Raw genomic sequence first — 12,563 nt, 5'->3', positions numbered from 1 at the left:
ACCCCGGCCCTCGGACGCGCCCGAGCCGGCGCCGATGGCCGCGGACTGGGCCGCCGCCCTGGCTCCCGAGGCGGGGCGGATCGCCGCGATCGAGGCGGAGCTGGACCGGCGGCGGGCCGCCGGCGAGCTCGTGCTCCCCGACCGCGGCCACGTCCTCCGCGCGTTCACCCGCCCCCTGGCGGACGTCAGGGTGCTGATCGTGGGGCAGGACCCGTATCCGACGCCGGGGCACCCGATCGGGCTGAGCTTCGCCGTCGACCCCCACGTGCGTCCCCTGCCGCGCAGCCTGGCCAACATCTACCGGGAGCTGCGGGAGGACGTCGGCGTGGAACCTCCGGCCCACGGGGACCTCTCTGCGTGGGCCGACCAGGGCGTCCTGCTGCTGAACCGCGTGCTGACCGTCGGAGCGGGCAGCGCCGGGTCGCACGGCGGCCTCGGCTGGCAGTCCGTGACCGACGCGGCGGTCCGCGCGCTGGCGGGACGCGGGACCGCCCTTGTCTCGATCCTGTGGGGCCGCCAGGCGCAGACCCTCGCGCCGCTGCTGGACGGAACGCCGACGATCCAGAGCGCCCACCCCTCGCCGCTGTCGGCCCGGCGCGGCTTCTTCGGGTCGCGTCCGTTCAGCCGCGCCAACGCGCTGCTGGCCGAGCAGAGTGCGGCCCCGGTCGACTGGCGCCTCCCCGCCGCGTAGCCGGTCCCGGGGACGCGTCCGGGGAGCGGTGCCGCCCGCCCCCGGACGGCGCGTCAGCGGCGGCGGATCCGGCGTCGTTCGTGGCTGTTCCAGCCCTTGGTCAGCGGGCGGGCGACGGTGTCGCCGAGCACCACGCCGCCCGCAATGGCCAGGATGATGGTGAAGGCGTTGAACATCTCGACCAGGCCGGCGGACATGTCGTCGGAGTCGATCGCGATGCCGTACATGGCGCGGAAGATCATCAGCCCGGGCAGCAGGAACACGACGGCGGGCACCGCGACCACGAGCTGCGGGGCGCCCATCTTCAGCGCGACCCAGCGTCCGGCGGCGCCGACGACGGCCGCCGCGATCGCCGGCGTGAGCCGCTCGCCGACGCCGACCGCCTGCGCCCCCACGAGCGCGAGGTAGCCCAGCAGGGCGACCCCCGCCGTCGGCAGCAGCAGGTTGCGGGCGGTCTGCTCGAACACCGCGCCGCACAGCACGGCCACGCCGACGAAGAGGAACAGCAGCCACCCCGGATAGGCGACGCGGTCGATGTTCGTCAGGTCCAGCTCCCCGACCCCGCCGAGGGCGCCGAGCACGAGCGCCGTCATGATGCCGGAGACGATCGCGCCGTAGATGATCATGGCGGAGAAGAACCGTCCCGCGGCCGTGACCGGGAAGCCGTTGATGGCGTCCTGCACGGAGGAGACGAAGCGGGACGACGGGAGCAGCAGCATGATCCCGCCCGCGACCACGATGGCCGGGGAGAGCGGCACGTCCAACGCCCAGAGGACCATCGCGATGGCCGTGGTCACGAAGGATCCGAACGCGATGGAGAAGAACTCGGGGACCCGCCAGCGGCCGGCGATCTTCATCGACTGGGAGACCAGACCGAAGGACGCGAACGCGACGAGGGCACCGACCCAGGAGCCGCCGATGAACATGACGAACATCGCCGAGAAGCCGCCGCCGGCCGCGGTCACCATCCACCGCGGGAAGGGCTTCGGGCGGTGCGTGATGTCCTTGAGCCGGTCCACGGCCTGCTGGCGGGTGACGCCGCCGGAGACGATGTCGGAGACCAGCTGGTGCAGCAGCGCGAGCCCGGCGTAGTTGCTGGTCCAGGACCGCACGACGCGCAGGATGCTCAGGGGAACCTGGTCTGCCGGCGCGTAGTTGAGGTGGATCGACTGGTTGGTGATGTCGACGTCGACGTTGCGCAGGCCCAGGGACGCGGTGACGGCGATGATGCTGGTCTCCGCCTCCAGCGCGCCCGCGCCGTAGCGGAACATGGCCTCCGCCAGGTCGAGCGCGAACTCCAGCGTCTTGCGGGCGCTCGCGTCCTGCGCCGGGACCTGGATGAGCGGGTTGGCGTAGGGGCTGCCGACCAGGCGGTCGATGATGGAGAACGCCTGCGTCGGCGGGGCCTCCGACTCCATGAGCCGCGCCAGCATTCGCCGGGCCGCCGGGTTCGCCCGGAGTCCCGGGCGGGCCACCGCCGGGTCGAGCGGCACCGTGGGTGCCGTGGTCGTGCGCGGACTCGCCGCGGCGGCGCGGCCCCGGGGTCCGCCCTGCCTGCCGGAGCCGTTCCGCCCCGGGATTCCCCAGGGGGCGGCCGGGCGCGCGCTGCCGGAGCGCGCGGCGGGGCCGGGGGCGGCAGTGTCGGGGGCGGGGGGGCCGGGGATCTGCGCGCCGGGATACGGCGCCGACGGTTGCCGAACGGCGGGTGCCGCCAGTTCGGCGGTCGGGGACGCGCCCGAGGCCGCGGGCAGCTCGGCGTCGTCCCAGTCGGGCTCGGTTTTGGACCGGTCGTCCGGGGACCCCGGCAGATCCACGCTGCCGGTGGGCAGGACGGCCTCCGGCCGCCTGCGCCGCAGGAGCGGGCGGGCCGGCTTGACCTCCGACGCCTCGACGCGCGGCATCGACACCGCGTAGGGGTGTGGGTCGGCCTTGGGATCGCCGGCGGGCGGGGTGTCCGGGGTCTTGCTCGGGGACACGGACGCTCCTGTTCTACTGGGGTCGGTCCTTCAACTGTACAGCCGGAAAACGGGCCCGAACGGCCCCCGCGGGCATCCTCCGCGTACTCGCGCGGGCGCGGATCCGCGGTGGTGTCCAACGGCACGCCGCGAGGCGGTGGCGGCGGGCACACGGACCGCACGTCCCCTCCCCCGCCGCCCCGTGCACGCCCGCCTCCGGAGCGGGGAATAGGCGGCGGACGCGGGAGGTTCTTGTATGCGATTGCATATAACCGCGACCTTCCGGAGGATCCATGGACCAGCAGTTCGAAATCGGCGTCGAGACGTTCGGCGACGTCACGGAGGGCGACGACGGCCGGCTCCTGCCGCACGCGCAGGTGCTCCGGAACGTCGTGGCGGAGGCGCGGGCGGCGGAGGCGGCGGGGCTCGACTTCTTCGGGGTCGGCGAGCACCACCGCGACGACTACGCGGTCTCGGCCCCGGAGGTCGTGCTGGGGGCCATTGCGGCCCAGACGGAACGGATCCGGCTGGGGTCCGCCGTCACCGTCCTGAGTTCCGACGACCCGGTGCGCGTCTTCGAGCGGTTCGCCACCCTCGACGCGCTGTCCAACGGCCGCGCGGAGGTCATCCTGGGCCGTGGCTCGTTCATCGAGTCCTTCCCCCTGTTCGGGTACGACCTGCAGGACTACGAGGTGCTCTTCGAGGAGAAGCTCGCCCTCTTCGCGGAGCTGCTCAAGGAGAAGCCCGTGACGTGGAGCGGGAGCACCCGGTCCGGCCTGTCCGGCCAGGTTCTCTACCCGCCGACCGAGTCGGGACGGCTGGGGGCGTGGGTCGGCGTGGGCGGCAGCCCCGAATCGGTGGTCCGCGCCGCCCGCCACGGGCTCCCGCTCTTCCTCGCCATCATCGGCGGCAACCCGCTGGCCTTCGAGCCGCTGACCCTCCTGTACCAGCGCTCGCTCGAGGACTTCGGGCACGGCCCACAGCGCATCGGGGCGCACACGCACGGGCTGGTGGCGGACACCGACGACGAGGCGCTCGAGATCCTGTGGCCGCACTACCGGCGGACCATGGACCGGCTGGGTGCGGAGCGCGGGTGGCCGCCCGCCAGCCGGATGCGCTTCCAGGCCTCGGCCGGCCCGGACGGGAGCCTGCTGGCCGGGAGCCCGGAGACCGTGGCGCGGAAAATCGTCAAGGTGTCGCGGGGATTGGGCCTCTCCCGCCTCGACATCAAGTACAGCGCCGGAACGCTCCCGCACGCACCGATGGTCCGGAGCATCGAACTGCTCGGCTCCAAGGTGAAGCCGCTGGTGCTGGACATGCTCGCCGGCTAGCCCGGCGGGACAAACGACAAGGCCCCCGCCGTGGCGGGGGCCTTGTCCGTGGTGGTTCTTACTGGACTCGAACCAGCGACCTTTCGCGTGTGAAGCGAACGCTCTAACCAACTGAGCTAAAGAACCAAGTGTGCGCGCCTCGTCGGCGTACCTCGCAAGGTTACCGGAGCCGCGGCGACCCCGCAAAATCCGGGGTCGGCGTCGGGCCGCGGACGGACCGCGGACGCCCCGCTGCCCCGGCCCCGACGGCGTCCGACGCCGGACCCCCGGCCGTCGTCGTCCGGGCCCGGGACGGCCCCTGTCCGCGTGCGCGCCACCGGCCGGGATCCCCTGAATCCCGGGGCGAAACGGCCCGCGCCGCGCTGTGTTTACACACGGCCTACTTATGGGTAATACTTCTCTCGATCGCCCCTCGGGCGACGCCCAACTGGGCCCTACAAGGAAGCTGCCGGACTCCGCCGGCACCGGTCCCCTCCCGGCCAAAGAACCGGCCCGGCGTACACCGGGAACCCCTTCTTTCGTTCGCTCTGTGACCATCAAGAGGACCGCCCCAGTGCTTCCCATCATCGACTTCGCCCTGTCCTATGCCCCGCCGTCCCCCGAGGAGCGCGCGTCGCTGTCGCTGCTGTCGGCGTGCCCCGACGACCGTTGGCACCAGAAACTGGACCACACGCTGTTCTCCGTGACGGCCCTGCACCAGGGGACGCGGGTCGGCTTCGGGATCGTCCACACCTCCGTCACCGCACCGACCGCCGTCGACCGGCCGCTGGAGCTCGGCGCCATGTTCGTCCACCCGGCGTACCGGCGCCTCGGCATCCGCGAGCACATCGCGGAGGCACGGCTGACCTATGCGCTGTCCTCCGGAGGCACGCCGATCACCGTGATCGACAACCGCAACGACGCCTCCTGGAGGTACTACGAGCGGTCCCCCCAATGGGCCGTCGAGCGCGAGTACACGGGCTACTTCACCGGCCTCCCGATGACCATTTGGGTGTCCAGCGAGTCGGCCTGGTTCCGCGACAGCCGGGGCCTCGCGGGCATGGCCGCCGCACCGGCGTCCGGCACGCTGCTGCCCGAGGCGGGCCTGCCGCTGGACACGGGGCTCTCCCCGCACGGCGGGATCCCGCTCGTGGAGCCCGCGGTCGGCGCCACCGCGGGGGCGCCGCCGGCCGCCGCACCGGCACCGTCCACCTCTTCGGCACCTTTGACCTCGTCGGCACCGTCTACCTCGTCGGGGCCGTTCGCGGCGCCCGCTCCGTCCCGGCGGCGTCGCCGGGCGCGGCCGGCGGGTCCCGACTCCCCCGCCGCGCCGCTGGCCGTCTAGGGAGCGCGCGGCCCGTCATCGCCGGGCCGGCTGTCCCGGCGGTCCGCGGCGGTGGCGCGGGAGACCTCCCACAGCGACGCCGTCTCGGGCGCCGCGGACGGGTGGCGCACGCGCTGGAAGTTCAGGCCGCCGCGGGCGAACGCCTGCCGCACGGCGGCCGGCACCTCGGCCTCGGCGACCGGTTCGGGCAGCCAGTCGCAGGCCCGGACGTGCACCAGGTCGGCGTCGCGTGCGGCGCCGCCGGAATCGTAGTGCCATGGTCCGCGCACGCGCCCGAGCCAATACAGGCCGTCCACGTCGCGCGTCCACGCGAAGGATCCCTCCGGAACGACGGCGAAACGCTCCAGCCGGGCCGCGGTCCGTTCGCCGTGTGCGGCCGCGACCGCGTCGAGGGCCTCCTCCAGCGACCGCGGCGACGGCTCGATCGCGCCGCCCATCCCGCAGACGCGCGTCCCGAGAGCGAGCTCGGTGCCGGTTCCGGGCGGCACGTCGGGCCTCCGGGAGCGCATCGGCACGCGGAAGACCTCGGGTGTGCCGCCTGCGTGCAGCGGCGACCCGGACCCGGCGCGTGGGGGCCCGTTTCCTCCCGCCGCCGGCGTCATGGCCGCCCTCCGGTCCGCGGAACGTCCGACCGCGCAGAGCGCCTCCACATGGGGCCTGGCGCCGGGCAAGTCACAAAAGTCACATTTGTCACGGAAAACGACACGCCCAACACGCGCGACACGCCTCGTTACTGGTGGCAACGAATCCTTGCCTTAGGGTGGCTAGTGATTCACACCGACCCCAAGCGGTGTGCAATCGTTGCGGTTCCGCCGACCCCAAGCGGCGTAACCGCCGTGGTTCCGCCGACCCCAAGCGGCGTAACCGCCAGTGACGCGTTGACCCCAGCGCAGACACGAAGAGGCGCCCCCATCCCGTTCGGCTGGGGGCGCTTCCGTGTCCGGGGCCAGAGGCCCCGCTCATCCCGCGTCCCCGACCGGCTCGATCAACGCGGGCCCGTTGTTGCGCACGTTGCCCACCGCCGCACCAACGCGCACGGGCACCAGCTCCGGTTCCGGCATGGAGTCCAGCAACGTGCGGATGTCGTCCTTGTCCGTCAGGCCGGGATCCAGCCAGTCCCCCCGCAGGCCCTCGGGAACGACGACGGGGGTCCGGTCGTGGATGTGGCCGAGCGCGTCCGCCGCCGGCCGGGTGAGGATCGTCGCCGTCATCAGCCATTCTCCCGGCTGTCCCTCGGGAACCCGCCGATCGCGCCAGAACTCGTAGAGGCCGGCGAGCGCGAGGAGCGCGTCGGGATCGGCGGCGCGCAGGTACTGCGGGACCTTCTTTCCGCCGCGCACCTCCCACTCGTAGTATCCCTCCGCCGGGACCAGCGCCCTTCGCTTCACGGCCGCCGCGCGGAAGGTCGGCCGTTCGAGCACGGTCTCCGCGCGGGCGTTGATCGCCCGGGATCCCGCCGCGCGGTCCTTGGCCCAGGAGGGGACCAGTCCCCAGCGGACCGTCTCCAGGGTGCGCACCGGACCGTCCCCCTCGTTGCGCTCCAGCACGATCCGCACCGGGTCGGTCGGCGCCACGTTCCAGCTCGGCGGCGGCGGATCGCCGACGACTTCGTCCACGCCGAACGCGGCGACCAGGTCGCCGTCGGCCTTGGACATCACGAACCGCCCGCACATGGGCCCAGTCTCGCGCCACCGTGGCCGCCGCGCAAGGCACCCGCCGGGCGCGGCGGAGGCGCTACCAGCCGAACGTCCCCGGCCCGCCCTTGAACGGCCCGACGACGCGCGACGTGATCCAGCCGCCGTAGAACCCGCCCTCCTGCGGGACCGCCGTCTCGCCGTCGACCCGGCAGGCGTCGACCTGCGCGGGCATCACGGCGAGGTGCCCGCGGAGCGCCTCGAACCCGGGGCTGGGGCGCGGGTACGTCCATGCCGCGGCGTGTGCCGTCCGGCGGCCGCCCACGAGGTCGAAGTAGCTCGCCTCGCCCTTCCACTCGCACCACGAGGACCCCGGTGCCGGCCGCAGCGCCCCCTCGGCGAACGCCGCGCGGGGGAGGTAGTACGTCGGCGGGTGGCTGGTTTCCAGGACCCGGAACGACGACGACGTGCGCGCCACGGTCACGCCGCCGAGCACCACCTCGATCAGCTCGCTGCTGGGCTCGACCCGCGGGGGCCGCGGGTAGTCCCAGACGGACTCCTGTCCCGGGCCGGGGGGCACGCGCCGGGGGCGGGTCACCGCGTGGGCTCCGGCGGGGTCGCCGCCGCGGCCGGGCCGGCGGGGCGGACGTCGACCAGCACCTCGTTGCGGCGGAGGAACCAGGGCGTCATGGGCGGGTTGAACCGCGCGAAGCGCGGGGGCCCCGCGGGCTCCAGCCCGTCGGCCCGCACCGCCTCGAGCAGCAGGTCCCGGTGCCGGTCGTGGGCGGCCCGGGTCCAGCGCCCGGAGTAGCGGACCGCGGCGGACAGCGTTTCCGGCACGCCGCGCAGCGCCACCCGCGGATCGATCGGCGCGGGAGCCGTCTCGGCATCGAGGCCGGCCGGCAGGACGAACGCGACCGTGTATGTCCCCCCGCCCTCCGGACGCTGGACCACGGGCGCCGTCATCGCGATGCGCTCCGACGCCGCGGGCGTCTGGACCACCGGGGCGGTCATGGCCACGCGGCTCCGGGAACGGTTCCGGCCACCGATGTACCCCGCGAGGGTGCGGAACGCCTCGTTCCCCGCACGCTCGAACGAGGAGCGGACGGCGACCTCGGCGACGACGTGCGCGGGGTACCTCCGAAGTTCGTAGGCCGCTTCGCGCCGGACGACGTCGTACTGCTGTTGCTGCGTCATGAGGGCTCGATCCTACGCCCGGCGGCGCGTGGCGGGAAGAAGCCGTGCGGCGGGAAGAAGCCCGTGCGGCGGGACGAAGCGCAGACGCCTGGAAGATGCGCGCACGTCGGGGCTCTGAGCACGACCACCGCGCCCCGTCCCCGGACGACAAGTCCCCTATGCGCGCCGTCCCCCGCACGCGCAGCTCCTTGTCCTCCGACCCGACGGCGTCCCGTCCCCGGCCGGAGCGTGCGGCGGCCCGGCCGGACCGCCGGACGGCACCCCGCGGCCCCGACCCGGGAGTGCCGCCGGGGTGCCGCGGGGGTGCCGCCGACCGTGGGCTACCGACCGCCGCCGAGGATTCCCAGCTCGGCGGCCTTTGCCGCGCCGTCGGCCTCGGCCTGGGTGAGTGTTCCGTCGGAAACCGCCGCGTCGAGTCGCGTCCGTAGCTCGGCGGACCGCTCGCTCTGCTCGGAGGCGCGCAGTTCCTCCAGCGCCGCGGAGACCTCGGCCTCGTCCAGGCCGAGTGACTCGGCCAAAGCCGCCGCCAGCTCCGTCTCGGCGGCGCCGCGATCCGGCCGCTCGCCGGATCCCGGCGTACCGGTCGGCATATTGGCCTCGCGGAAGGCCTCCAGCGCCTCGGTGACCGCGGACTCGTCGACGCCAAGTGCGGCCGCGAGCTCGGCGGCCTGTTCGCCGCGGTCCCCGCCGCCGGGGCCGTGGTGGCCGCCGGGGCCGCGGCCCGGATCCGTAGCGGCCCCCGGCTCCGCCGCGACCCGGGCCGACGTGCTCGAAGTGTCGGCCGTGGCGACGCCCGCCACCCCGAACGTTGCCCCCAGTGCGAGGGCCGCCGCCCCCACCCCCATGGCGATTCTCTGATTGCGTGTCATGTGCCGTCTCCTTCGTCTGCCGTGCGCGGCGGACCGTCGCCGCCGCCGATCATCCATGTCCTGGATACGTGTCCACCGTCCCGCGCGGTTCTGGGGCCGGGCTGTCCCGCCGCTGTCCCGGGCCTGTGACCCGCTGTGTGAATCCGGCCGCGGCCCCGGCCACCACGACGTTCGGCGGCCCCGTCGCGTGCGTCTTCCGGCGGCATGTCCGCTCGGGCCGCGTTCGGGGACTACGATCGCTCTCGGGGCGCGGATGGTTTTTGGGGTCACGCGCCCCGGTGCGAACGAGCGCGGCCGGATTTCCGGCCCGGCCGCCGCCACGGAAGCGGTCCGTGGGGCTCCGGGCCCGCGGAGCGGGCCGCCCGTCGCACCTCGTGAGCGAAGGATGGGGAACCTGCCATGGCGGTCAACGCAGACGAACAGATGCCGGACCGGGGGGCGGACGCGCGGGGCGCGGACGCGCCGGCGGCCGGCGGGGCGCCGGAACACGCGGACCGGCGGGCGCCCGGCAGGGACCGCTACCTGGATCTGCTGCGGGCCGTCGCCCTCGCGCGCGTGGTCGCGTTCCACACGTTCAACGCGGCGTGGCTGACGCTCGTGTTCCCCTCGTTGGGGGTCATGTTCGCCCTCGCCGGCTCCCTCATGGCGCGCTCCTTGGCGCGCCCCGCCGCCGGTGTCCTCAGGAGCCGCGCCCGCCGCCTCCTGCTGCCGCTGTGGGTCTACGCGGCGACGGTGCTGGGCCTGCTGTTCTGGGCCGGCTGGCGTCCGTACCAGGAGGAAGGATCTGGCTGGCTCAGCACGCTCCTGTGGTTCGTCCCGATCGGGGATCCGCCGTTCCCGGAAAGCATCGGGTCGGACTCCGGGCTGGCGGAATCCTCGTGGGGCGTGCAGGCGGAGGAGATCCTCTGGTACGTCCGCGCCTACTTCTGGTTCATGCTGCTCTCCCCCCTGCTGCTCAAGGCGTTCCGCCGCCTGCCATGGGTGACGCTGTTGGCGCCCTTGGCCCTGGTCGCGGCAATCAATCTGGGTGTGGCCAAGCCCCCCTCGTGGGCCGAGGGCGCGCTCACGGACTTCGCCGTCTTCGGATCGTGCTGGATCCTCGGGTTCGCACACCACGACGGACTCCTCCGCCGGCTCGCCTGGCGGACGGTCCTGCCCGCCGGCGCGGCGGCCATGGCACTCGGGCTCGTCTGGCTGGTCAACAATCCCGCGGACGAGCCTTGGGACGTGGGAGGCGTTCCCCTGGCCCAGGCCCTCTGGTCGCTGGGTTTCTGCGTGCTGCTGCTCCGCGCCTCGCCGTCCTGGGCATCCCTCCCGCGTCCCCTGCGCTTCCTCGACAAGCCGGTCACCCTCGTCAACAACCGCGCGATGACCATCTACCTCTGGCACAACCTGCTGCTGGTGGCGACCGTCCCGCTGATTGACCAACTGTGGGAAGACCCCCAGTTGGCCGAAGGCGTGCCGTGGCTTCTGGAAAGCGAGTGGCTTCAGCTCGTCGCGGTGGCGCTCCTGCTGGTGGCCGCCATCCTCGCCGTCGGCTGGATCGAGGACGTGGCCGCCCGGCGGCCCCCGCGCCTGTGGCCGACCGGATCCGCGGTCGCGGGGCTGCCGGCGGCGGGACGAGGCGCGACGGTACTCGGTGCGACGTCCACCGCGAACCGCGCCGGCGGCTGGCTTCGGCCGGACGGCTCGCTGCCCGAACTGGAGTTCCGCGCCACGTCGGTCCAGCGGGCGGGACAGACGTCGACCCTGTCGGGACAGCTCGCGGTCGAGGGGCTGCCCGATCCCCTGCAGGTCGAGGTGACCATCGAGGGGCCGCCCGCCTCAGCGGGGGATGCGGCCGGCTCCACCGTCCGGGTGCGGCAGTCCGCGCGGACGCCCTAGCCGACGGCGGGTGGCCGGCCCGCAGGCGTCCGTGCTCTCCGCGGGGCGGCCACGTCCGTCGCCGGCTCCCGCGGGCTGGCGGACCCGCCCGGCGCCGCGCGCGTCCGTTCCGCTAGCCACCGAGACGGAATTCCTCCCCGTACACCTCCCATGCCAACGGTTCCTGCAGCGACCACTTTCCGGCGGCCACCAGGGAGCGCAAGGCGTCAACGCGGGACTGCGAGGCCCCCTCCGCCTCGGTCGGCGTCCCTTCGTAGGCGCGGACGAGGTGGCGCAGGCGGACATCGAGGAAGGCGCGGAGCCAGGCGCCCTCGTCGCCGGCCGCGTCCGGGACGCTCGCCCGGGTCTCGGCGACGAGCGCCTTGGTGCCGTGCTCGCCGCCCGCCCCGTGCTGGATCATGGTGTCCCACATGATGGCCTGGCCCAGCGGGGTGCGGAGGCCGGCTTCTCGGGAATACTTCATGGCCGGCTCGAAGTAGAGCTCGTCGACGAGGCGGTCCTGCAGTCCTCGCTGCTCCGCCCGGCGGCTCTCCCGGTGCCACGCCTCGGCGAAACCCCCGAGGCCCTCCTCCGAACCGGTCCCGTTGACGGCCTCCAGCGCCGGGAGAAAGGAGGCGAGGGCGTTGTCCGGCCGCAGCTCCGTGTAGCGCCGGACAAACAGCAGCAGGTCCCCGGTGCCGGAGGTGAACCCGGCCCGCCCCACGGTCAGGCCCCGGCCATCGCCGATGTTCTCGACGTAGTCGTACTGGATCAGCAGCGTGGCGTTCTCGAAGGTCGACGTGATGCGGGCGGAGCGCATCTTCAGTTCCGCGTCCTCCGCCAGGCTCGTCGCCGTCTCCGCGGCCTTTGGGGCGCGGTCGGGAACGCCTTCGCGCGCGGGCTCCGACACCGTCGGTCGACCCGGGTCATCCGCCGAGCAGCTCCCGAGCGTTGCCACCGCGAGAAGGCCAACCAGCACGGCACCGGCCGGTCTCGGCCATCCGCGCCCGTTCGATCGATTCGCGGTGCGATTCATCCGTGGTCTCCTGACCCGTGCCGGTCGACGGCGGCGCGTGCGGCGGTGCCCGCTCGTCGGGCCCCGGCCGTGTGCCCAGTATCGGGGCGCGGGCGGCGCCGCGGCTAGGGGCTCGGCTCAGGGAGGCGGTCGAGGGGCGTGGACGGCGCGGCGGATGGGCGCGAGGGGGCGCGCTCGGCTCCAGGGCGCAGGCATCCGTCCCACATGGGAGCGGCCGCCCCTCCCGCATCGGAGGGGCGGCCGCGTCGGCAGATGGCTAGGCCCGGTTCGTCGTCGCGCCCGTCAGGTGGTCGCCGCGACGGCGTCCAGGCACGCCGGCTTCGGGCGCGTCTACTTCAGGTACTCCGAGGAGGCCCATCCCGTCTTGCCCGCGTAGGTGACCTTCGACCAGCCGTTGGAGGTGGATGTCACGCGCACCGCGGAGCCGCTGCCGATGAGCACCAGGGAACGGTACTGGGTCCCGGCCCCCTCCCGCAGATGCAGGTTCGCCGTCGTCGTCCTGGTGGTGGTCGCCGCCGGCGTGGCGGTCGGAGACTTCAGGGCATACGAGGGCATCCAGCCGGACCGGCCCGCGTAGGCGACCTTGGACCAGGACGCGTACGTGTGGGTCACGGTGACCTTCACGCCCTGCTTCACCGTGGCGACGGCCTTGGCCGTCGAGTA

Annotated in this window: 12 protein-coding genes and 1 tRNA gene; 4 read left to right on the top strand and 9 right to left on the bottom strand. The window is 73.9% G+C overall.

Features of this window, described 5'->3' with window-relative positions:
• The first annotated feature begins 34 nt into the window (after nt 1–34).
• Nucleotides 35–691 (top strand): uracil-DNA glycosylase, encoded by a 657-nt coding sequence (locus ACETWP_RS12105; protein ID WP_373972621.1) that lies wholly within the window; start codon nt 35–37, stop codon nt 689–691.
• A 53-nt stretch (nt 692–744) separates the two neighbouring features.
• Here the strand turns inward: ACETWP_RS12105 and ACETWP_RS12100 are convergent, their stop codons facing one another.
• Nucleotides 745–2,667, bottom strand: a complete 1,923-nt coding sequence (locus ACETWP_RS12100; RefSeq protein WP_373972509.1) for a threonine/serine exporter family protein — start codon at nt 2,665–2,667, stop codon at nt 745–747.
• 272 nt (nt 2,668–2,939) lie between these two features.
• Between ACETWP_RS12100 and ACETWP_RS12095 the strand changes: the two genes are divergently transcribed.
• Entirely contained in the window at nt 2,940–3,977 is a 1,038-nt protein-coding gene (locus ACETWP_RS12095) for an LLM class flavin-dependent oxidoreductase (RefSeq protein ID WP_373972508.1), read from the top strand.
• 49 nt (nt 3,978–4,026) lie between these two features.
• Here ACETWP_RS12095 and ACETWP_RS12090 read toward each other — a convergent pair.
• Nucleotides 4,027–4,103, bottom strand: a tRNA-Val gene (locus tag ACETWP_RS12090).
• Between the two features lie 427 nt (nt 4,104–4,530).
• Here ACETWP_RS12090 and ACETWP_RS12085 point away from each other — a divergent pair.
• A complete protein-coding gene (locus ACETWP_RS12085) occupies nt 4,531–5,301 on the top strand; it encodes a GNAT family N-acetyltransferase (protein ID WP_373972507.1) in 771 nt (256 codons plus the stop codon).
• Here ACETWP_RS12085 and ACETWP_RS12080 read toward each other — a convergent pair.
• The 5 genes from ACETWP_RS12080 to ACETWP_RS12060 all read right to left on the bottom strand — a co-directional run bounded on the left by ACETWP_RS12080 (nt 5,298) and on the right by ACETWP_RS12060 (nt 9,001).
• Nucleotides 5,298–5,789: a GAF domain-containing protein gene (locus ACETWP_RS12080; RefSeq protein ID WP_373972506.1), complete on the bottom strand. Its 492-nt coding sequence runs from the start codon at nt 5,787–5,789 to the stop codon at nt 5,298–5,300. The two genes, ACETWP_RS12085 and ACETWP_RS12080, sit on opposite strands and share 4 nt — an antisense overlap.
• Before the next feature lie 471 nt (nt 5,790–6,260).
• The gene (locus ACETWP_RS12075) at nt 6,261–6,974 is read right to left on the bottom strand and encodes an SOS response-associated peptidase (RefSeq protein ID WP_373972505.1); all 714 of its coding nucleotides are present in this window, start codon (nt 6,972–6,974) and stop codon (nt 6,261–6,263) included.
• Between the two features lie 61 nt (nt 6,975–7,035).
• Nucleotides 7,036–7,533, bottom strand: a complete 498-nt coding sequence (locus ACETWP_RS12070; protein ID WP_373972504.1) for a DUF427 domain-containing protein — start codon at nt 7,531–7,533, stop codon at nt 7,036–7,038.
• Nucleotides 7,530–8,132, bottom strand: a complete 603-nt coding sequence (locus ACETWP_RS12065) for an SOUL family heme-binding protein (protein ID WP_373972503.1) — start codon at nt 8,130–8,132, stop codon at nt 7,530–7,532. Before ACETWP_RS12065 ends, ACETWP_RS12070 begins: the two co-directional genes overlap by 4 nt.
• A gap of 320 nt (nt 8,133–8,452) precedes the next feature.
• Nucleotides 8,453–9,001 (bottom strand): hypothetical protein, encoded by a 549-nt coding sequence (locus tag ACETWP_RS12060; protein WP_373972502.1) that lies wholly within the window; start codon nt 8,999–9,001, stop codon nt 8,453–8,455.
• Between the two features lie 399 nt (nt 9,002–9,400).
• Here ACETWP_RS12060 and ACETWP_RS12055 point away from each other — a divergent pair, with 399 nt between their 5' ends.
• Nucleotides 9,401–10,885 (top strand): acyltransferase family protein, encoded by a 1,485-nt coding sequence (locus tag ACETWP_RS12055; protein ID WP_373972501.1) that lies wholly within the window; start codon nt 9,401–9,403, stop codon nt 10,883–10,885.
• A gap of 112 nt (nt 10,886–10,997) precedes the next feature.
• Here the strand turns inward: ACETWP_RS12055 and ACETWP_RS12050 are convergent, their stop codons facing one another.
• Both ACETWP_RS12050 and ACETWP_RS12045 read right to left on the bottom strand, forming a co-directional pair.
• Nucleotides 10,998–11,774 carry a chitosanase gene (locus ACETWP_RS12050; RefSeq protein ID WP_373972500.1) on the bottom strand — a complete coding sequence of 259 codons (777 nt, stop codon included), beginning with the start codon at nt 11,772–11,774 and terminating at the stop codon, nt 10,998–11,000.
• Between the two features lie 456 nt (nt 11,775–12,230).
• Nucleotides 12,231–12,563 (bottom strand): SH3 domain-containing protein (locus tag ACETWP_RS12045; RefSeq protein WP_373972499.1); only part of this gene is annotated, 333 nt, incomplete at its 5' end.

The organism is Arthrobacter halodurans (genome assembly GCF_041877255.1).
Classification (GTDB): domain Bacteria; phylum Actinomycetota; class Actinomycetes; order Actinomycetales; family Micrococcaceae; genus Arthrobacter_N; species Arthrobacter_N halodurans.
Note: the sequence above shows the minus strand (reverse complement) of the source record. Positions and strands in the feature narration are given on the sequence as shown.